The organism is Pseudomonas sp. LBUM1644, from assembly GCF_059716195.1.
Window position 1 is genome coordinate 3,723,282 of the sequence record NZ_CP166812.1, and the last position, 21,026, is coordinate 3,744,307.

16 protein-coding genes and 3 pseudogenes are annotated in these 21,026 nt (G+C 61.2%); 9 read left to right on the top strand and 10 right to left on the bottom strand.

Annotation, left to right across the window (positions count from 1 at the left end):
* Positions 1–2 precede the first annotated feature (2 nt).
* Genes ACA052_RS16725 through ACA052_RS16745 form a run of 5 tightly spaced genes read left to right on the top strand, consistent with a single transcriptional unit; the run spans position 3 to position 4,565 of the window.
* Positions 3–365 carry an STAS domain-containing protein gene (locus ACA052_RS16725; RefSeq protein WP_497645861.1) on the top strand — a complete coding sequence of 121 codons (363 nt, stop codon included), beginning with the start codon at positions 3–5 and terminating at the stop codon, positions 363–365.
* Positions 362–766 carry an ATP-binding protein gene (locus tag ACA052_RS16730; protein WP_497645862.1) on the top strand — a complete coding sequence of 135 codons (405 nt, stop codon included), beginning with the start codon at positions 362–364 and terminating at the stop codon, positions 764–766. Before ACA052_RS16725 ends, ACA052_RS16730 begins: the two co-directional genes overlap by 4 nt.
* Positions 763–1,773, top strand: coding sequence for an ATP-binding protein (locus tag ACA052_RS16735; protein WP_497650343.1), 1,011 nt, complete (start codon positions 763–765; stop codon positions 1,771–1,773). Before ACA052_RS16730 ends, ACA052_RS16735 begins: the two co-directional genes overlap by 4 nt.
* Positions 1,766–2,632 carry a sensor histidine kinase gene (locus tag ACA052_RS16740; RefSeq protein ID WP_497645863.1) on the top strand — a complete coding sequence of 289 codons (867 nt, stop codon included), beginning with the start codon at positions 1,766–1,768 and terminating at the stop codon, positions 2,630–2,632. Before ACA052_RS16735 ends, ACA052_RS16740 begins: the two co-directional genes overlap by 8 nt.
* Positions 2,622–4,565 (top strand): PAS domain-containing hybrid sensor histidine kinase/response regulator, encoded by a 1,944-nt coding sequence (locus ACA052_RS16745; RefSeq protein ID WP_497645864.1) that lies wholly within the window; start codon positions 2,622–2,624, stop codon positions 4,563–4,565. The genes ACA052_RS16740 and ACA052_RS16745 overlap by 11 nt, the downstream gene beginning before the upstream one ends.
* A 78-nt stretch (positions 4,566–4,643) precedes the next feature.
* Here ACA052_RS16745 and uvrA read toward each other — a convergent pair whose 3' ends face one another.
* The 3 genes and pseudogenes from uvrA to ACA052_RS16760 all read right to left on the bottom strand — a co-directional run.
* Positions 4,644–7,262 (bottom strand): excinuclease ABC subunit UvrA, encoded by a 2,619-nt coding sequence (gene uvrA, locus ACA052_RS16750; RefSeq protein WP_497645865.1) that lies wholly within the window; start codon positions 7,260–7,262, stop codon positions 4,644–4,646.
* A gap of 183 nt (positions 7,263–7,445) precedes the next feature.
* The gene (locus ACA052_RS16755) at positions 7,446–9,557 is read right to left on the bottom strand and encodes a hybrid sensor histidine kinase/response regulator (protein ID WP_497645866.1); all 2,112 of its coding nucleotides are present in this window, start codon (positions 9,555–9,557) and stop codon (positions 7,446–7,448) included.
* Positions 9,558–9,756: 199 nt separating this feature from the next.
* Positions 9,757–10,236: pseudogene (locus tag ACA052_RS16760) on the bottom strand (GntR family transcriptional regulator); the annotation flags it as partial.
* On the opposite strand from ACA052_RS16760, the pseudogene ACA052_RS16765 reads away from it, so the two are divergent.
* Positions 10,211–10,732 (top strand): annotated as a pseudogene (locus ACA052_RS16765) (amidohydrolase family protein); the annotation flags it as partial. The pseudogenes ACA052_RS16760 and ACA052_RS16765 sit on opposite strands and share 26 nt — an antisense overlap.
* Before the next feature lie 12 nt (positions 10,733–10,744).
* Positions 10,745–11,407: a flavin reductase family protein gene (locus tag ACA052_RS16770; protein ID WP_497645867.1), complete on the top strand. Its 663-nt coding sequence runs from the start codon at positions 10,745–10,747 to the stop codon at positions 11,405–11,407.
* 209 nt (positions 11,408–11,616) lie between these two features.
* On the opposite strand, the gene ACA052_RS16775 is transcribed toward ACA052_RS16770, so the two are convergent.
* The 5 genes from ACA052_RS16775 to ACA052_RS16795 form a co-directional block, all read right to left on the bottom strand.
* Positions 11,617–14,715, bottom strand: coding sequence for an error-prone DNA polymerase (locus ACA052_RS16775; protein WP_497645868.1), 3,099 nt, complete (start codon positions 14,713–14,715; stop codon positions 11,617–11,619).
* Positions 14,691–16,106, bottom strand: a complete 1,416-nt coding sequence (locus ACA052_RS16780; protein ID WP_497645869.1) for a Y-family DNA polymerase — start codon at positions 16,104–16,106, stop codon at positions 14,691–14,693. The genes ACA052_RS16775 and ACA052_RS16780 overlap by 25 nt, the downstream gene beginning before the upstream one ends.
* 7 nt (positions 16,107–16,113) lie before the next feature.
* Entirely contained in the window at positions 16,114–16,731 is a 618-nt protein-coding gene (imuA, locus tag ACA052_RS16785) for a translesion DNA synthesis-associated protein ImuA (protein WP_497645870.1), read from the bottom strand.
* Positions 16,731–17,348, bottom strand: coding sequence for a transcriptional repressor LexA (gene lexA, locus ACA052_RS16790; protein WP_497645871.1), 618 nt, complete (start codon positions 17,346–17,348; stop codon positions 16,731–16,733). Before lexA ends, imuA begins: the two co-directional genes overlap by 1 nt.
* Positions 17,349–17,433: 85 nt before the next feature.
* Complete coding sequence (locus ACA052_RS16795) at positions 17,434–18,114, bottom strand: glycosyltransferase family 2 protein (RefSeq protein ID WP_497645872.1); 681 nt, start codon at positions 18,112–18,114, stop codon at positions 17,434–17,436.
* Positions 18,115–18,382: 268 nt separating this feature from the next.
* Here ACA052_RS16795 and ACA052_RS16800 point away from each other — a divergent pair, with 268 nt between their 5' ends.
* Positions 18,383–18,631: a hypothetical protein gene (locus ACA052_RS16800; RefSeq protein WP_497645873.1), complete on the top strand. Its 249-nt coding sequence runs from the start codon at positions 18,383–18,385 to the stop codon at positions 18,629–18,631.
* 21 nt (positions 18,632–18,652) lie between these two features.
* Here the strand turns inward: ACA052_RS16800 and ACA052_RS16805 are convergent, their stop codons facing one another.
* Positions 18,653–19,501 carry an alpha/beta fold hydrolase gene (locus ACA052_RS16805; RefSeq protein WP_497645874.1) on the bottom strand — a complete coding sequence of 283 codons (849 nt, stop codon included), beginning with the start codon at positions 19,499–19,501 and terminating at the stop codon, positions 18,653–18,655.
* A 520-nt stretch (positions 19,502–20,021) separates the two neighbouring features.
* A pseudogene (locus ACA052_RS16810) lies at positions 20,022–20,132 on the bottom strand (con-10 family general stress protein); the annotation flags it as partial.
* Between the two features lie 313 nt (positions 20,133–20,445).
* Between ACA052_RS16810 and ACA052_RS16815 the strand changes: the two are divergent.
* A complete protein-coding gene (locus tag ACA052_RS16815; RefSeq protein WP_462000937.1) occupies positions 20,446–21,003 on the top strand; it encodes an ATP-dependent Clp protease proteolytic subunit in 558 nt (185 codons plus the stop codon).
* The last annotated feature ends 23 nt before the right edge of the window (positions 21,004–21,026 follow it).

Sequence of the window (21,026 nt, forward strand, 5' to 3'; positions counted from 1 at the left end):
CGATGGAGCGTATTCCGATTTTGCAAATGGGCGACTTCCTGCTGGTGACCATTCAGGTCGACATGCATGACCAGTTGGCCCTGACACTCCAGGACGACTTGTCCGAGCGCATCAGCCGGACCTCTGCTCGCGGCGTGTTGATCGATATCTCGGCGCTGGACATGGTGGATTCGTTCATCGGCCGGATGATCGGAACCATTTCCGGCCTGTCGAAAATCATGGACGCCCAGACCGTGCTGGTGGGCATGCAACCCGCCGTCGCCATCACCCTGGTGGAGCTGGGCCTGACATTGCCCGACGTCAGTACCGCGCTGAACGTCGAGCGCGGAATGAAACTGCTTCAGGATCGAGTACGCCAGCAATGACCGTGCGCAGTAGCGGCACTCATCCGATTAACATTGAGCAAGACGTGGTACTGGCCCGTCAGTTGACGCGCAAGCTTGCCCAGGAATGCGGGATGCGCCTGATCGACCTGACCAAACTGGTCACGGCCGTCAGCGAGCTGGCGCGCAACACTATGGTCTATGGCGGTGGCGGCGACATGGACTGGCAAATTCTCGACGAAAACGCGCGCACTGGCGTGCGCCTGGTCTTTCGCGATGAAGGCCCGGGCATTCCCGACATCAAACTGGCGATGACCGATGGCTGGACCTCCGGCAGCGGTCTCGGGCTCGGCCTGACCGGCGCCAAACGGCTGGTGGAAGAATTCGAACTCGATACCACGCCTGGCAAAGGCACTCGCATAACGATCACCCGATGGACATGAATATCGGCGGTTCAATGACGCAAGTGCTGCCGATCGAAGACAGCAGCCAGGTCGGCTACGCCAGGCGCACAGCCCAACAACTCGCGGAAAAACACGGCTTTGACGCCACGGATGCCGGACGTGTGGCGCTGGTCGCCACCGAACTCGCCAGCAATATTCTCAAGCACGCTACCCGGGGCGAACTGCACCTGAGGGTGTTGCCGCGGACTTCAGGCGCGGGCATCGAAATGCTCGCCATCGACCGCGGGCTGGGCTTCGATGTACAGGCGTGCCTGGCCGACGGGTTTTCCACCCGTGGCACTCAGGGTATCGGGCTGGGCGCCGTGTCGCGCCAGGCCGAAGTGTTCGATGTGTACGCCGACGCACGGGGCGCTGTGCTGCTGACGCGGTTGTATCCGCGTCACGACAGGGCGCCGGACCGCCGCGTTGGCATCAGCCAGCACTCGCTGCACAACGACCCCGCCTGCGGTGATGTCTGGCACCTGGCGTTTGACGGGCCACGCATCAGCGCGTTGGTGATCGATGGTCTCGGTCATGGCGAAGAAGCCGAGCGCGCTGCCCGCGCCGGGGAAAAAACCTTTGCCTTCGCCCCGTTCACATCGCCGGTGCTGCTGCTGGAGGATATTCATGGCGCCATGCTCGGTACGCGCGGCGGCGCCCTGGCCATCGCGCAGTACGACGGCGATGCCAACGCCCTGAAATTCGTCGGCATCGGCAACATTGGCGGCTGCCTCATCGCCCCGGACAAATCCCGTGGCCTGGCGTCACACCCCGGCATCGTCGGCGGACAGTATCGAAAGGCGCAACCCTTTGACTATGCTCAAGTGAACGGACAACTATTGATCATGTACAGCGACGGCCTGCAGTCCCGTTGGAACCTGCAGGATTACCCGGGGCTGGTGCACCGCCATCCCGCCGTGATTGCCGCCATTCTGCACCGCGATTTCTGCCGCGGACGGGACGATGTCACGGTGTTGGTCATTGCTCTGGAGACAGCCCATGGCTGAGCGTCTTGGTGACGAACACGCTGCACGGGTCGCGCAGTTGCAAAGCGAAGCCGATGCCCTGCGCGAGGAACTGGAGGAGACCAACCAGGGCGTCCTGGCGCTGTACGCCGAACTCGACAACCAGGCCGAACAGTTGCGTCAGGCCTCGGACCTCAAAAGCCGTTTCCTGTCCTACATGAGCCATGAGTTTCGTACGCCGCTGGGCTCTATCCTGAGCATCGCCAGCCTGCTGACCGATGAGCTCGACGGCCCCTTGAGCGACGAGCAGCATAAACAGGTGGCGTTCGTCAGCAACGCAGCCCGCGAACTGAGCGATATGGTCGACGACCTGCTGGACCTGGCGAAGATCGAAGCCGGGCGCATCACCATTTCGCCGGCCTGGTTCGACATGTTCGACTTGTTTGCCGCCCTGAGGGGCATGTTCCGGCCGATCGTCGATGCCAGCGCCGTGGACCTGATTTTCGAAGAACCGGTCGGCCTGCCGCGGCTGTACACCGATGACAAGAAACTTGCGCAGATCCTGCGCAACTTCATTTCCAACTCGCTGAAGTTCACCACGCGGGGCGAAGTCCGTGTCTCGGCACGGCTGGAGGGCACTGACCATGTACGCTTCGCCGTCAGCGATACCGGAATAGGTATCGCCCCGGAGCTACATGGCGCATTGTTCGAGGACTTTTCCCAGGTCGATTCGCCGTTGCAAAAACGCCTGCGCGGAACCGGACTCGGATTGTCACTGTGCAAGCGCTTTGCGGCGTTGCTGGGTGGCGAAGTCGGGGTCCAGAGTACGCCGGGCGTGGGCTCGATGTTTTTCGTGATCATCCCGCTGGCCATTGCCTTGGAACCCGCCGATGAAACGTGACATCCGTTTGCTGATCGTCGATGACAATGTCGCCACCCGCTACGCCCTTCGGCGGCGCCTGGAGGGTCATGGCTATGCGGTGCTCGAGGCCGGCACCGGCGCCGAGGGCCTGGAGCTGATCGACAGCGTCACATTTGACGCGCTGATCCTCGACGTCAACCTGCCGGACATGAGCGGTTTCGACATCGTGCGCAAACTGCGCGCCGAAACCGCCACCGCACTGCTCCCGGTGATTCACGTGTCAGCGGCCTCGATCCAGACCGGCGACATCATCACTGGCCTCAACGCCGGCGCGGACGCGTACCTGATCCACCCCGTGGACCCAGACGTACTGTTGGCGACGCTGCGCACCCTGTTGCGGGTCCGTGACACCGAAAATGCCCTGCGTGAAAGCGAAGCACGGTTTCGCGAAATTTTTGTCAATGTGTCGGCGCCGATTGCAGTGCTGGACGCCGAGCTGAAGGTGCACGAGTGCAACCATGCCTTCGCGCAGCTGATACAGGACAATCTGAACCCCGACACCTTGCGCGAGTGCTTTGCCGAAGACCAGGGCGCGGTCATCGATGAACTGCGCCTGCGGCTGGCGTATGGCGAGCGCTGGAAAGGCACCTTGAGCATGCGGGTCCAGGGCGAGGTTAGGGAAACCGAATGGCAGATTTCGCCTTACCGCACGCCGGAATCCAGCCTGGTGTTCGTCGAGGATGTCACCGAGCACCGTCACCGCGAACGCTCGCACCTGGCCCGGCTGGACGATGCCACGACCCAGTTGGCCAAGGAAGTCGCCGAGCGCGCACGCACCGAGGCCCAGCTGCTGCAAGTGCAGAAGATGGATGCGCTGGGCAAGCTGACCGGGGGCATCGCCCACGACTTCAACAATTTGCTGACCGGGATCATCACCAGCCTGGAACTGATCCAGAAACGTGTCGCCGCCTCACGCACTGACAAGGTCCAGTTTTACGCCGAAGCCGCCCTGAATTCGGCCACCAGTGCAGCGGCCCTGACCCATCGCCTGTTGGCCTTCGCTCGCCAACAGCCGCTCGACACCCGGCCCGTGGACATCAACGAACACGTGCGCTCGCTTGAAGAATTGCTGGTGCGCACCATCGGCGAACGGGTTGCTCTGAGACTGGAACTGACCTCCAAACCCGCCATCGCCCTGGTCGACCCCATTCAACTCGAAAGTGCCATGCTCAATCTGGTGATCAACGCGCGGGATGCCTTGCCCCTAGGCGGCAACATCTGGGTCAGCACGTATGCCGCCTATTCCCACGGCGATCCGAACCTGGCCGATGGTGCGTACGTCGCGTTGTCGGTACGGGATGACGGGACGGGTATTGAACACAGCGTGATCGACAAAGTGTTCGACCCGTTTTTCACCACCAAACCATTGGGCCAGGGCACCGGGCTGGGGTTATCGACCATCTACGGGTTCGCCCGGCAATCGGGTGGCGACGCGCACATCCGCAGCGTCGCCCGGCGCGGCACGGAAGTCACCATCATGCTGCCGGCCAGTTCCGACCCGACGGCCAGCGACGTCGCGCCGGCGAACGTGGACCCTCAGGGCGCCGGCGAGCATGTGTTGATCGTCGAGGACATGCCGTCGGTGCGTATGTTCGTCGCCGAGGTGCTGGTGGATGCCGGTTACCGTTGTACGCAAGTGGGCGACATCGAAGGCGCCCTCGAACGCTTGCAGAACGACGCGTCCATCGACCTGTTGCTGACCGACGTCGGACTCCCGCGCATGAGCGGCCGCGAGCTGGCCGATGTGGCACGGGGCTGGCGTGAAGGATTGCCGATCCTGTTCATGACCGGTTATGCCGAAACCGCGATCAACCGCCAGGTGTTTCTGGGGGATCGCATGGAAATGCTGATCAAACCGTTTCAGATCAATGAACTGCTGGACAAGGTTCGGCGCACGCTCGACGGTGGCTGAAGATCAAAAGATCGCAACCTGCGGCAGCTCCTACAGGGGATCGCGTGTAGGAGCTGCCGAAGGCTGCGATCTTTTGATTCACCCCAGGGTTCTGGCCAAAAACGCCGCCGTCCGGCTCTTTTTGCTTTTGGCGACTTTCTCCGGCGTCCCCGCCACCACAATCCTGCCGCCCTGATCCCCCGCCCCCGGCCCGATATCAATCACCCAGTCACTTTGCGCGACCACGCGCATTTCATGTTCGACGACGATCACCGTGTGCCCCGCCATCACCAGCGTATTCAACTGTTCAAGCAAGCGATCGACATCCCTTGGGTGCAAACCGGTCGTAGGTTCGTCGAGCACGTACAGCGTCGCACCGCGCTGGTTGCGTTGCAGCTCGGTGGCCAGTTTGATGCGCTGGGCTTCACCGCCCGACAACTCTGTCGCCGGCTGCCCGAGGCGCAAGTAACCCAGGCCGATATCGCGCAACACCTCCAGCGAGCGGCGGATCCCCGCTTGGTCGGCGAACACCTCGACCGCTTCATCCACGGTCAGTTGCAGCACCTGGGCGATGCTCAAACCTTGCCAGGTGACCGCCAGGGTCTCGGGGTTGTAGCGCGCACCGTGACAGGTCGGGCATGGCGCGTAGACGCTTGGCATAAACAGCAATTCAACACTGACAAAGCCTTCGCCTTCGCACGTCGGGCAGCGGCCCTTGGCAACGTTGAACGAGAACTGGCCGGCGTCGTAGCCCTCGGCCTGTGCCTGGGGCGTCGCGGCGTACAATTTGCGCACGCTGTCGAACAGCCCGGTGTAGGTCGCGAGGTTCGAGCGCGGCGTACGACCGATGGGTTTCTGATCGACTTGCACCAGACGCTTGATCGATTCCAGCCCCGCCGTGACCTGGCCGCCACTGACTTGCGGTGCATCGTCCTCCAGGCTCAGCGTTTCTGCCTCACTGTCACTGGTCGCCCGCCCGAGATGGGCGCCCACCAGTTCCAGCAGCGCCTGGCTGACCAGGCTCGATTTACCGGAACCCGAGACGCCGGTCACCGCGGTGAAACAACCCAACGGAAACTCGGCGCTGAGGTTGTTCAGGTTGTTGCGCGTGATGCCTTCCAGCCGCAGCCAATCGGTTGCCTGGCGCCGGGCTCGGGGTTCGACGACGTGCTCGGCGAACAGATAAGCGCGGGTCTGCGAGTCCTTGACGTCCGCCAGCCCCGGTGGCGGCCCGCTGTACAGGATCTGGCCGCCATGCTCGCCAGCCGCCGGGCCGACGTCGATCAGCCAGTCGGCGCGACGCATGGTCTCCAGGTCGTGTTCGACCACAAACAAGGTGTTGCCAGCGGCTTTCAGGCGTTGCAAGGCTTCGAACAGCGCCTCGCCATCCGCCGGGTGCAAACCGGCCGAGGGTTCATCCAGTACGTAGATCACGCCAAACAACTGCGAGCCCAGTTGAGTCGCCAGGCGCAGACGCTGCAACTCGCCGGACGACAACGTTGGCGTGCTGCGTTCCAGCGCGAGGTAACCGAGCCCCAGATCGGTGAGCGTGCTGACCCGCTCGAGCAGATCCTGGGCGATACGTTGCGCGGCCAGGCGTTTCTCCACCGACAGGTTGGGCGTGTGGCGTACATCGGGCGCGTTGGCGTGGCCACTGGCGCCGTGGGCCACCCGTTGCTCGCGAGCCTCGCGGGTCTGATCGTGGGTCAGCACCTCGCCCGCCTCATCGGCCTGATCGAGGTAACTGTGAGCCGCCACGGGTTTGAGCACCTGCGCCAATTGCAGCAACGGCATCTGCGACAGCTCGCCGATGTCGTAACCGGCAAACGTCACCGACAGTGCCTCGCGCTTGAGGCGTTTGCCGTCACATGACGGGCACGGGCTGCCCAGCATGAATTGCGCGACACGCTTTTTCATCAGCGCGCTTTGGGAATGGCTGAAAGTGTGCAGGATGTAGCGCCGGGCACCGGTGAATGTGCCTTGGTAACTCGGTTCCATTTTGCGTTGCAGGGCGACTTTGGTTTCTTGCGGGGTGAGCCCGGCATACACCGGGACCGTCGGCGTTTCTTCGGTAAAGAGAATCCAGTCCCGTAGTTTTTTTGGCAGTTCACGCCAGGGTTTGTCGACGTCGTAACCCATCGTGACAAGGATGTCGCGCAGGTTCTGTCCCTGCCACGCCGTGGGCCAGGACGCGACCGCGCGCTGGCGAATGGTCAGGCTCGGGTCCGGGACCATCAAGGCTTCGGTGACTTCATACACTCGCCCCAAACCATGACATTCGGGGCACGCGCCCTGGGGCGTGTTTGGCGAAAAGTCCTCGGCATACAACATCGGCTGCCCTGGCGGGTAGCTGCCGGCCCGGGAGTACAGCATGCGGATCAGGCTCGACAACGTCGTCACGCTGCCCACCGAGGAACGCGTGCTCGGCGTGCCCCGCTGTTGCTGCAAGGCAACGGCGGGCGGCAATCCTTCAATGGAATCGACGTCCGGCACCCCGACCTGATCGATCAGGCGCCGCGCATACGGCGCAACGGATTCAAAATAACGTCGTTGCGCCTCGGCGTAGAGGGTCGAGAACGCCAGCGACGACTTCCCCGAACCGGACACCCCGGTGAACACCACCAAGGCATCCCGCGGGATATCGACATCGACATTCTTCAGGTTGTGTTCCCGGGCGCCGCGTACCCTGACCATGCCGGAGGGAGTGTTGGAAGTCATGAACAGCCTTAAATGATGTTTGGACGCGATCTATGTAGGAGCTGCCGAAGGTTGCGATCTTTTGATCTTGATCTTTGTGGCGGTATTGAAATTGCCGAGAATCAAGATCAAAAGATCGCAGCCTGCGGCAGCTCCTACAGGGGTTTAGCAGTTGAGAACAGGATCATCAACAGGGTTATGTGTTTAGCCGTTGAGGACCGTGCGAACCATTTGGGTCAGGGCTTGCGGCCCATAGGGTTTGCTCAGCAAATACGTGTCCGGGCTCAGTTGGTGATTGCGCGAGATAATGTCACGGGTGTGACCGGAGGTGAACAGCACCGCCACTGGCGGCGACTGCACCTTGGCCCAGGCGGCAAGGTCGGAGCTCTTGATCAGCCCGGGCATCACCACATCGGTGAAAATCAGGTCCACCGCCACGCCGTCCAGCAACATCTGCATGGCGACGTCGCCGTTGGTGGCGGTCAGCACCTGGTAGCCCTCTTCACGCAGTAACTCCACTGCCGACGTGCGCACCGCCTCGTTGTCCTCGACCACCAGAATGTGTTCATGCCCGCCGCGGTGCTGCACTTCCTGGTTCGGCGTTTCGTCGAGCAATGGGCGCAGGCTACGAGGGAAATACAACTGCACCCGAGTGCCCCGCCCGACCTCGCTGGAAATCTCGATATGGCCACCGCTTTGTTTGACGAAACCAAACACCATGCTCAGGCCAAGACCCGTGCCATGGCCGTCGGCCTTGGTGGTGAAAAATGGTTCGAAGGCCTGCGCAAGCACTTGCGGTGACATGCCGACACCCGTGTCGGTGACCGTGACGCTGACGTAGTCGCCGGCGACGATGCCCTTGCCTGCACAAAACCTGCGGTCGAGCGAGACGTTCTCGGCGCTCAGGCCAATGGTCCCCTCACCTTTCATGGCGTCACGGGCATTGATCGCCAGATTGAGGATGGCGTTTTCCAGTTGATTGCGATCCACATGAATGTGCCATGGCACTTGGGGTGTGGTTGCGTTGATCTGGATGGTTTCCCCCAGCGCCCGCTGCAACAGTTCCGCCAGCCCTTCGAAGATCTGCCGTGGATTGAGTACGGCGGGCGACAGTGGCTGGCGACGTGCAAACGCGAGCAGTTGCGAGGACAGTTTCGCGCCGCGCTCGACGGCGGCTATCGCAACGCTGACCCGGCGCTGCACGTTGGCATTGTCTGGCTCGTGTCGTGCCAGCAAGTGCAAGTTGCCGGCGATCACTTGCAACAAATTATTGAAGTCATGGGCCACGCCGCCGGTGAGCCCGCCGATGGCTTCGAGCTTCTGCGATTGACGTAATTGCTCTTCGGCCGACAGCCGCGCTTCTACCTCGTCGGCGACCCGTCGCTCGAGATTGCGGGTGAACTTGAGCAAGGATTCTTCAGCGATCTTGCGCTCATGAATGTCGATCAATACGCCGGGAAAGCGGAACGGTTCGCCCTGTTGATTGAACTCGCAGCAACCACTCGCCAGCACCCACGCATATCTGCCATCCGCACGCAAGATGCGGTACTCGGCGTTATACATCGCCCCGGTTTTCACCGACTGATTGACCTGTTCCTGGACCCAACTGTGGTCTTCCGGATGAATCCGTGACTCAGCGAATTTGATGGGCAGGTCGGTCAGGTCCTGATCGGGTGGGTAAGAAAAAGTACGGGCAAATCGCTCATCGCCGGACAGCACATTTGCCTTGATGTCCCAGACGAACGAACCGAGCAACGCGCCGGCATTCAGGGCGAGGCGCACCCGTTCATTGTCGGCGCGATACGCGTCTTCGGCCGCCTGGCGCCGGCGTTCGGAAATCACATGTTCCGTGGTCTCGACCACCATCGCCATGACCCCGGCGGGCCGCCCTTGGTCATTGGCGACCGGGCTGTAATAAAGGTCCAGCCAGACATCTTCCGGAACGCCGTCGCGCAGCAGCACCAACTCCTTGTTGCTATAGGACAAGGTGCCACCGGCGAGGCAGGTATCGACGACGTGCCGATTGAAGTCGGCGACTTCCGGCCAGCCCAGTTCCACCGGGGAACCCAACAGGTAGGGATGACGACCCCCGGCGAATCTCGAGTAAGCATCGTTATAGATCATGTAGCCGGGTCGGCCCCACAGCATCACCATCGGCAGTGGCGAGGCGAGCATCAACTGCACCGCACTGCAAAGGCTCCTGGGCCAGGTGTCGATCGGGCCAAGCTCGGTCATGCCCCAGTCGAACGCGCGAATGCGCCCGGCCATTTCACCGTTCCAACCCGCACACCCGTGACTATCGTCTAGAAACTGCATTGACGGCTCTGAGTCCTGTAATTGGCGCCCGTTTGATTCGAGCATCGTGCACGCCAATGGTTTCATAGAGGTATAGCTGACAGCCAGATTTTCAGGTGCCGCACTTACCTTGTAGGAGCTGCCGCAGGCTGCGATCTTTTGACTTTGCTTTTTTAAGATCAAAAGATCGCAGCCTTCGGCAGCTCCTACAGGGGGACAATTAGACCTCAATCAGGTGCTTGAGCGGGTGGTAGCCGGTTTTCAGCGTGGCGGCGACGTCGAGGATGGCCTTTTCGATGCCGTTCAAATGGATGCAGGTCAACTCGATGGCGGCGCTCTGGTTGCCGGCCTCGATGTACTCGATCAGGCGCAGGTGTTCGTCGTCGCGACAGGCTTCGTGGCTGTCGTCGTCGAGTGCGGCGGCGAACAGCGAAGCCCGGGAAATCAGCTTTTGGAACCAGTCGAGCAGCACCGGGTTGTTCAGGCTTTGCGCGAGTTTGATGTGGAACTCGCCCAGCAAATGAATCAATCGCTCATGGTCGCCACTGCGATGCGCTTCATCCTCAAGCAACAGGTGATCGCGTAAATCCCGGGTCACCGCCGTATCCCGGCGGCGACAGAGTTCGCTGACGATGCCGATTTCGATCAGCCGCCGCGTTTCGAACAACGAACGGATCTCTTCGTCACTCGGCAATGATACCTGGCCGGCCGATTTACTGGAAAACATGCGGCAGGGGTTGAACATCGCTCGCTTGATCGAGGGCGGCAGCGAGTTGACCCGCACGCTGGACTTCTACAACGCGGCCACACTCGGTGGGGCCAAGGCCCTGGGCCATGATGACATCGGCCGTCTGGCGCCGGGAGCCAAGGCCGACATCTCCGTGTTCAGCCTTCGCGGCCTGCACTTGGGACCACTGTTCGATCCCCTGAAAAACCTGGTGCTGGCCGGGCGTGGTGACGACTGCATCGCCAGCTACATCGATGGTCGCTGCGTGATGCAGGACGGTCAGGTCCAAGGCGTCGACTACCCCGCCTTGCAACGTCAGGCACAGCAACAATTCGAAAAACTGATGCGCAGCCATAGCGCCCGGGCCTTTGGCCAACCGGACTGGAAAGGTCTATTCAAACCGGCCATCCCGTTCGCCGACGACTACAGCGCCCATGCGCCCTTGAGCGCAATTGATCCTCTTCTCTAGAGATTTCTGCCCATGCAAAGCTTCGATTTCCGCACACTGAGTGCGCGGGACAAATACAAGATCCTGATTGGCAGTGTGGTGCCACGCCCCATCGCCCTGGTCACCACCATCGACGGCGAAAGCCGGATTAACGCCGCGCCGTTCAGCTTCTTCAATGCCCTCTCGGCTGATCCGCCCATCCTCGCGCTGGGCGTGGAAAACTACGGCGACCAGAGCCCCAAGGACACCACCCGCAACATCCAGCTCAATCAGGAATTCACCGTCAACATTGTCAGCGACGCCCTGGTGGAAGCCATGAACGTCTGCGCCGTGCCCTTCGCCCCCGGCTTCGATGAATTGACGGCGGCGGGACTGACGGCGATTCCCGGCACAACGGTCAAATGCCCGCGAATCGGCGAAGCGCCGGTAGCCCTGGAATGCCGACGGATGATGGCGCTGTCCATCGGGCAATCGCGGGAGATCATCTTTGGCGAAGTGTTGATGGCGCATGTGCGCGATGAACTGATCGACCCGAAAACCCTGTACATCGATCAGTTGGGCCTTGATGCGATCGGGCGCATGGGCGGGCATGGCTATGCGCGTACTCGGGATTATTTCGACTTGCCGACGCGGTCGTTGCAGGCATGGACGGATGCGCCGGGGGGTGGCGAACGGTTTTGGCCCGAGGTCAAATAGAATTCCCGCGAATGCTCCCGGTCGGTGGTACGCGGGGTTCTGCGAGTGTACACGGTCACTGTAGGAGCTGCCGCAGGCTGCGATCTTTTGGCGGCCTCGAGATCGCTGAAGATCAAGATCAAGATCAAGATCAAGATCAAGATCAAGATCAGAAGATCGCAGCCTGCGGCAGCTCCTACAGGGGATCGAGTTCAGATTATGGAGGAGGTTCAGCGGAAATCCCGGCTGCGTACGCTGATGCCCTCCAGCAAAGGGCTCAGGTCACTCAGGCGCCCGGCAATCAAATGCCGCACCTCGCCCTCCTTTTCCCAGCGCCCGTCGACCTTCAGCAACTGCGAACCTACCAGCACCTGCCGCTGCCGCTCGGCCAGGTCGCGCCAGACGATGACGTTGACGTTACCGAACTCGTCTTCAAGCGTGACGAAGGTCACGCCACTGGCGGTGCCCGGGCGTTGGCGGCCGGTTACCAGCCCGGCGACGCTGACCGGGCGTCCATGGTCGACCTCGAGCAGTTCCCTGGAGCTGCGACAGCGCCGGGCTTTCAATTCACTGCGCAGTAACGCCAGCGGATGCGGCCCGAGGGTGGTGCCGACACTGTTGTAATCCGCCAGCAGGTCTTCGCCCACCGTGGGTTTGGGTAACCACACCGCATCCTCTTCCTGGCTCGGCAGACCGGCAAACAAGCCGAGTTGTTTCTGCACGCCCGCCACTTCCCAGCGCGCCCGATGACGATCACCGGCCAGCCCGCGCAGTGCACCGGCATCGGCCAGTTGTTCTTGCGCGCGGGCATCGAGTCGCGCGCGTTCGCCAAGGTCGGCGATGTCGACAAAGGCCCCCTTCGCCCTGGCGGCTTCGATACGCCGGGCATCGTCCTCGCGAAAGCCCTTGATCATCCGCAACCCCATGCGAATCGCTGGCTGCGCGCCGGTGATCGGCTCGAGGCTGCAATCCCAGTCGCTGGCGCGCACGTCCACCGGGCGAATCTGCAGATGATGTCGGCGCGCGTCCTGCAGAATCTGGTCCGGGCTGTAGAAACCCATGGGCCAGCTATTGATCAGCGCACAGGCGAACGCCGCCGGCTCGTGGCATTTCAACCAGCAGCTGGCGTAGGTCAGCAAGGCAAAACTGGCGGCGTGGGACTCGGGGAAACCGTAGCTGCCGAAGCCCTTGATCTGCTCGAAGATCTGCGCGGCAAAGTCTGCCGTGTAGCCGTTTTTCTTCATCCCGGCGGCTAGGCGCTCCTTGTGCGGCTCGAGCCCGCCGTGGCGTTTCCAGGCAGCCATGGAGCGGCGCAACTGGTCCGCCTCGCCGGGACTGTAGTCGGCGGCGACAATGGCGATCTGCATCACCTGTTCCTGGAACAGCGGTACGCCCAAGGTGCGCTTGAGCACCGCTTCCAGTGCCGGGGACGGATAGGTTTCGGGTTCCTCCTTGTTTCGCCGCCGCAGGTACGGGTGCACCATGCCGCCCTGGATCGGCCCCGGGCGGACGATGGCCACCTCAATCACCAGATCATAGAACGTGCGGGGCTTGAGCCTGGGCAGCATCGACATTTGTGCCCGGGACTCAATCTGGAACACACCGACGGTGTCGGCCCGGCCAATCATGTCGTAGGTCTGTGAGTCTTCGGAGGGCACCGTCGCCAGGCTCAAGTCCAGATTCCGATGGCGGCGCAGCAGATCGAAACAACGACGGATCGCGCTGAGCATGCCCAGGGCCAGAATATCCACTTTAAGCAATCCGACCGCGTCCAGGTCGTCCTTGTCCCACTGGATGATCGTGCGCTCGGCCATGGCGGCATTTTCCACCGGTACCAGGCTGTCCAGCGGTTGTTCGGAAATCACGAAACCGCCGGGGTGCTGGGACAGGTGACGGGGGAAGCCAATCAGTTGTTGCGTCAGGCTCAGCACCCGGCGCAGCACCGGGCTGTCGGGGTCGAACCCGCCTTCGCGCAGGCGCTCAAGGGGCGGTGCCTGATCACTCCAGTGACCACAGCAGTCGGCCAGCGCATTGACCTGATCCGGCGGCAATCCCAACGCCTTCGCCACGTCGCGCACCGCGCCGGCACCGTGGTAGCTGCTGACTACCGCCGTCAGCGCCGCGCGGCTCCGACCATAGCGCTGGAACACATATTGAAGGACTTCTTCGCGGCGCTCGTGCTCGAAATCGACGTCGATGTCCGGCGGTTCGTTGCGTTCCTTGGACAGGAAGCGTTCGAACAGCATGTTCATCCGCTCGGGGTCGATCTCGGTGATGCCCAAGGCGAAGCAGACCGCCGAATTGGCCGCCGAGCCTCGACCCTGGCAGAGAATTTTCTGGCGTCGGGCGAAGGCGACGATGTCCTGCACGGTCAGGAAATAGCTTTCATAACCCAGCTCGGCGATCAGGCCCAGCTCCTTGTCAATCAGCCCCCGCACCTTGTCACTGGCACCGTCGGGCCAGCGCTCGCGGATGCCACGCTCGGTCAGTTCGCGCAGCCAGGAATCAGCGCTGTACCCTTGCGGCACCAACTCCCGGGGATACTGGTAACGCAACTGACCGAGGTCGAAGGTGCAGCGCCGGGCGATGGTCAACGTTTCATCGAGCAAGGCTTGGGGGTAGATAGATTGCAAGGCATCGAGGCTGCGCAGATGCCGCTCGCCATTCGGGTGCAGGCGCAGCCCGGCCTCGGCCACCGGCAGGTGATGACGGATCGCAGTCATGGTGTCCTGCAAGGCGCGCCGGCCACGGGTGTGCATGTGCACATCACCGCTGGCCACGGCCGGAATCCGCAGTTCCCTGGCCAACGTCAGCAACCTGTCCAGGCGCCGGCTGTCGTCCTGGCCGCGATGCAACTGGACGGCCAACCACAGGCGTTCAGCAAAAGCCTGTTTCAGCCAGTGCCCGTGTTCAACATCATCGACCGCGTCCGGCACCCACAGCGCCAACAGCCCCGGCAAGGGTTGGCTGAAGTCTTCGCGCAGTACTTGATAGTGGCCTTTGTGCGTGCGGCGTCTTGCTTGGGTAATCAGCCGACACAAGCGCTGATAACCCTCGAGGTTCTCCACCAGCAACACCAGTTTCGGGCCGTTTTCGATGCGCACTTCGCTGCCGATGATCAGCGGCAGCTCGACGGATTTGGCCGCTTGCCAGGCGCGGACGATGCCGGCCAGGGTGCATTCGTCGGTGATCGCCAACGCCTGATAGCCGTGCTTTTTCGCCCGTTGAAAGAGTTCGAGGGCACTGGAGGCACCGCGCTGGAAACTGAAGTTCGACAGGCAGTGCAACTCGGCATAGTCGACACTCATGCGAACCAGCCTTGCAGCCACAACGGGCCGCCCTCGCCCACCGCGCGATAGGCCCAGCCCTGCTGCCCGGAGCGGGTTTCGATCAGGTAGTAATCGCGGCGTACGTCGGCGCCGTCCCACCAGCCGGACTCGATACGTTCCGGCCCCATGAGGATGCGCGCCGAGCCTTCGTGGACCGCCTGCGGTTCAGTCAGCAACCAGCCTGGACGCTGCGCACCCGATAATCCGGCGCAGGGCTGGCTGTCGGCCCGCGCCTGCCATGCGCATTCGGGCCGATGGTCGGCCTGGAACCGCAAGCCATGCACGGCGTCATCCCCGAGCCGCGCGCGCAAGCGTTCACGCAGTTGCTCCCAGGGCAAGGACTGCTGCGGGCGGTCGTCGAACAACTCCTGGCGCTGCGGCACGAAGCTTGGCAGGTCTTCGGCGCGCAGACGAAAACCGCGCACCGGCGCCTCGACCTGGACCTGCTCCAGCCGCCCCCGGGCCAGTTCGAAGAGCATCGCGGGGTCGCGCTCGGCACTGAGCAGGCCGACCTTGATCACGCTGTCCGGCAACCCGGCGTGCTCCAGGTGCAGGTCGAAACGCTGCACGCCGCTGTCCCGTCCGCAGAGGAATGCCGACAAATCACCGGTCAGGCGTCTTAAAGGGAATAGCAGCGCCTGATGGGACTGCACATCGAAATTGAGCTCGATGCGCACATCGAACCGGTCCGGTGGCAGATAGAACGCCAGCGCCAGTCGCCGCGCTCCGAGCAAGGTGTCCAGATGCTTGAGCACCTGCGCTTCGAAACGCCGGGCCAGGCTATGCCGGGGCAACGCCTGCACCTGGCTCAAGGTGCGCAGCCCCATGCGTGACAACGCCGTGGCCACCGCCGGTTCCAGGGCGATCCGGTCGACGGGCAACTGTCCGAGATGATGCTGCAAGACTTGATCGTCCGGCACCACCAGACCGTCATGAGCATTGGCCAATACCCGCGCCGCGACCGGATTGGGGGCGGCAACGATCCGATGGCGAAAGCCCAGTTCGGTGAGTTCGGCCCGCAACCGCGCTTCGAATTGCGGCCAGGGGCCGAACAAACCCAGGCTGGACTCGATTTCAAACACCACGGCACGCGGGTAATGCACGCTGACCTGTGAACTGAACCGGTAAGCCCAGGCGGCCAGAAACTGTTGCCAGTGCTCGATCTCGGCGACGTCATATTCGGCCGTGACGAACCCTTTGCTCAAGGCCTGCGCGGCGGTCATGGACTGGCCGGGACGCAAGCCCAGCGCCCGAGCCGAAGCGTTGACCGCCTGCAACACCCGACGCTGCGCCGGACCGGTCAGCAGCGCCAGCGGCTCATCGGGATCGGGGCGCTGACGCAGTACCGCGTCCAGCGCCAATTGCGGGAAGAGAATGCACACCCAGCGCATGGCAACCTCAATGCCCCACTGGGAAGGCAATTGGCGCCGAACGGGCCAGCCCGCCCCGGCACTTGAGCACGCGCAGTTGCGCAGGCCTGGCATCGATGGCGATGCGCAGGGCCGCGGGCGAAGGGTTGATCGCTTGATCGATCGGGCGATAGGCAAACGCCAGGGTCGAGCCGGTTTCCGCCGCCACCTGCAAGCGGCGCAACGCCCGGTCATCGGCCTTGTGCGGCCAGCACAGCACCGCGCCGCAACTGCCCGAACGCAGGCATTGTTCCGCCGCCCACAGCGCATCGCGCTCGCCGGCCTGGATGATCGATAAGTGCCGAAGATCGACCCCGGCGTTTTGCCAGGCTTGCGGATACGGCACGTACGGCGGTGCCACCAGCACGATGCGCTCGCCCGCTGCCGACAGCCGCGCCAGCGCCGGCCACACCAGCTGCAACTCGCCAATGCCCTGCCCGGTCAGGAGGATTTCGGTCAACGCCGCTTCCGGCCAGCCACCGGTGGGCAACGCGGCATCCAGCGCGGCATGCCCGGTGGGTTGCGGGCTGGCGGTCGGTGGCGCAGGCCGGCCCCTCCAGACCTGGCCGCCATTGAACAGCGTATCCAGCGCAACGACGGCCCCCATCACCCTTGCCTCACCAGGCCGCAGAACACGCCTTCGATGGCCAGGTCCTGATCGGCGTCGACGATGATCGGCTTGTAGGCCGGGTTGCGTGGCAACAGGCGCACCGCGTCGCCGATCCGTTCGAAACGCTTGATGGTCACTTCGCCGTCGAGCCGCGCCACGACGATCTGGCCGTTGAGCGCTTCGGGATTGCGGTGCACGCCCACCAGATCCCCGTCGAGGATGCCGTCCTCGATCATCGAGTCGCCCTTGACCCGCAGCATGTAGTCCGGCACCCGGGAAAAGATCGACGGGTCGAGCAGCAAGCGGCTGTGGACCTCGGCGTCGGCGCCGATCGGTGCACCCGCCGCCACCCGACCAAGGACCGGAATGTCCAGCAGTTCGGGCCGCGCCGGTTGCCCGAGCAAACGAATGCCCCGGGCCTGATGCGCATTGACCTCGATAAAACCGCCTTCGGTCAGCGCCAGCACATGCTTGCGCGCCACGCTGCGGGAGGCGAAGCCGAACGCCTCGCTGATTTCAGCGAGGCTCGGGGACTGGCCGTGCTCCGCGATTCGATCGCGGATAAAGGTCAGGATGGCGGTACGGCGGGGAGTTAAAGTCGTCATGGAGTACATTTGTACTCTTTTGGCGTTTTCCTGGCAAGGACTTGTAGGCGTTGCGTATGAGCTGCATAGGCGCTTCAAGGAGCAACACCAGCACTCACTGGGAGTTGAGTACCGGAATTCCGAGCGAAGCGCCGAGGGAGGTCAAATATTCGCCAAACCCGCCCCGACATTTGAAGTCCCGGCGTGCGCTGGTGACCACTGGGTTCGTCGCGGTCCAAACAATACGGGCGCCGATCCTCTCAAGATCAGCCACCAGATGGACGTCTTCGTGTGCGGCGAGATGCTGAAAGCCACCGGCGTTTCGATAGGCTTCGGCACTCAGTCCGAGATTGGCGCCGTGGATATGGCGATGGTTCTCGACGAATTGGTACAACTCGAGGTACTTGGAACGCACCGGGTCACCATGCTCATTCCAGCTGTCCACTTCAACCGTTCCACAGACCGCGTCAGCTTTGAACTCGATCTGGCGAGCAAGCCAGTCGTGAGGAACGACCGTGTCGGCATCGGTGAACGCAAGCCACTGTGCTCCGGCAGTGAGCAACTCTTGCGCGCCAGTCGCTCTGGCCTTACCCACATTCTGAAAAGAGGCTTCGAGCTGTGCTACGCCCTGCGTCGCAACCAATTGCGCGGTGTTGTCCGAGCAATCGTCCAGGACGACAAGTATCGTGACCAACTGACCACGCAAGCCGGGATGCCTGGCAGCCACCAGGACAGATAACAGGCAGGCGGTGATGTGTTTTTCTTCGTTATGGGCGGGTATCACAACACCGATCATTGGCGTTCTCTCGTTCAAGCAATATTGAGTTCTCCAGTTATCGACACTCGACTTCAAAAGAAGGTTTAAAGAATCTACAGGCGCACGCCCTCTGATTCGCAGCTTCGCAAAGAGTAGAGGCCATCACTTCGATGGTCGCGGGCATCCAACAAAAACATAGCTATGCATACCCTTCAAAAAATTTGAACCGCTTTGAGACGCGCTCGCCTAATGATCAGCTTGTGGATAATCCCACAGGCAATTTGCCAATACCGGCATACTCCGAGAGGTGGGCAACGTGGCTAAAGACGAGAAGAAAAGCAAAGGTGAAGCTTCGAAAGCCAGCAAGGAACTGAAAGACAAAAAGTCGTCACCGGCAAAGAAATCAACTGCGGCCTCGGCTCTTTCGAAATCTTCCGAAAAGAAAGACAAGAAAAAAGATGCCGAACCAAAGAAATCTGCAAAAAAAGCTGATAGCAAGCCAGAAAAGGCTAAGAAATCAGAGAAGGCAGAAAAGCCGGCGAAAAAGAAAAAGTGACCTCTGCTATCTGCTAGGGCTTTACGCCCTAGCTTCCTCAGGCTGTGTTGCCTTCGATAGCTTGAACATGCCGTTGGCGATCATCGGCGCGGGCTCTTCATCGCTGTGCTGCTGGCTGAGGAATTCGCGTATAGCTTCGGCGGTGCGCCTGGCGCTGGTCACCACGAAAAAATGCCCCTCGCCCTTTAAGACGTGCAGTTCGGCACGGCGAATGGTGCGGCGCAGGAGATGCGCGTTGTACACCCGCACCAGGGTGTCGCGTTCGCCGGTGAGGATCAGCGTGCGCTGGCGCAGACGGAATAGCCGCAGCAGGCTTGTCCAGCCGACCAAGGCAGCGAGCTGGTGGTAATAGGTTCGCGGGTTGACCGTGAGCATGCCGTTCACCACACCGAAGCGCAACAGCGTCTGTATCGAATCGCGCGTGCCTTCTTGCTTGCGCAGCTTGGCGCTTTTGCTCCCGCCAAAAAAATCCAGGATGTCGGCGGGATTCACCAGCACCGCCGGGCCGGCCGAAGTCGCCGCGAGGATCAGTCGGCGCACCATGCTCGGGTGACGCAGGGCGAATTCTTGCGCCAACGCACCGCCCCAACTCACGCCGAACACATCGATTTGGTCGATTCCCAATTGCTTGAGCATCTCGGCGATCAGGTCGGCATGGCGCGGCAGACGCATCGGCCAAGGGGGCATTTGCGACTTGCCCACCCCGGGCACGTCCAGCGTTATCGTCGTGTAGTCCACCAATTCATCGCGCAGGGGATCGAAGGTACGGATCAAACCACCCAGGCCGTTGAGCAAGAGCAGCGGCGAGCCTTGACCGCAGATTGAAACATTCAACTGCAAGTCTTTAATGGTTAGTTTGTGCGTTGTCATGGTTTCCCCCTTGGCCTACCCGCTGTTAAGACAACGGCTGGCGTTTGCGTTGCAAAAAAGGGTGACATTTATTGGCATGGCTCTGCGAATCATCGAGATATCGATCAACTGCGCAGATCGACGACCTTATTTGCTCATAACCCAAACATATTCGTTGCTGAGTTTGCGAGCCCAGGCTCGGATCTCAGTTTTGGCCGGCAACACGAAATCAAGCCCCGAAAGATTCGGGGCTTGATAGTGTTAGACGATATCAGGGTTTGCGTCCTCCACCTCCGCTCATCCCACCGTCCTTGCTTCCCATTTCAGATGACTTATCGCGGTCATCGGAAAGATTGCTGTCTCGCCCGCTTCCTTTTCCACCGCTGGACGATTGGTCAGCCTTATTGGATTGTTGTCCACCTGAAGCCTGGCCGCCTTTTTGGCCTGGTTTGGTCATGTTTTCTTTATCGTCGGCAAATTCGCCTCCGCGATTCGTACCCTGCCCTCCTCCAGACATGCGGTCACTGTCACGGGATTGTTGTCCGCCGGAAGCTTGACCACCTTTTTGGCCTGCTTCAGACGCGCGCTGCGGATCGTTGGCAAAATTTCCGCCAGAGGCTTCTCCACCTTTCTTGCCGGCTTCAGAAGCCTTGTCACGGTTATTAGAAAAATTGCCTGGATTTTTATTTCCTGTATTGGCCATTTTTGTTCACCTCTACATCGTTAGCACGAGCATGGGCTCGTCTAATTGGGAGGACGCTCAAAACAGAAAGTTTTAACGGAAATATTGGGCTCGCGACGAGTGGAGGGGAGTATATGGTTCCATCGAAAATGAGCGCATTCGATGGACGGCGTATGCGTCATGGGGAGCATCCTACGTCGAATTTCAGATCAAAATGATCGATGTTTACTAGACTTAATATTTCGTAGAAGTCCTCCATGCATCAGACTCAGGAGGTTGATCGATGACTGAACACATCGTGCATTTTCATTGCCAGATCGATCAGGGAACGACAGAGCGCTTTCGGGACTGTTGCCTCGAAGCCATCGATCAAGGCGCCACATCATTGCTCCTCAATCTTTCTACAAGCGGGGGCAGCACTAACTTTGGCTTCACCCTCTACACGTTCCTGAAGTCATTGCCGGTACCGCTATGCGCGATCAACGCGGGCAACATCGAATCAATGGGCATCATTATGTTTTTGGCGGCAGCCCGCCGTATCACCTCGCCCCACTCACGCTTCCTGATTCACCCGATGAATTGGTACTTCAGTCAAAAATCAGTCGACCATCAGCGCCTGCGTGAATACCTGTCGAGCCTCGACAACGACCTCGCGCGTTACGTGCAAATTTTCACACTCGAAACTGCTGACGCAGAGACCAAGCTCGATATTTTTCATTGCCTTTCAGCAGAAGAAAAAGTCATCGCTGCACACGAGTCTCTCGCATACGGGATTGCGCATGAGATGAAGCAAATGATGTTTGCAGATGATGTTAAGCATTGGAAAGTCAGTGGGGGATAATCAAAGCGCCCTCCACTCCCTGA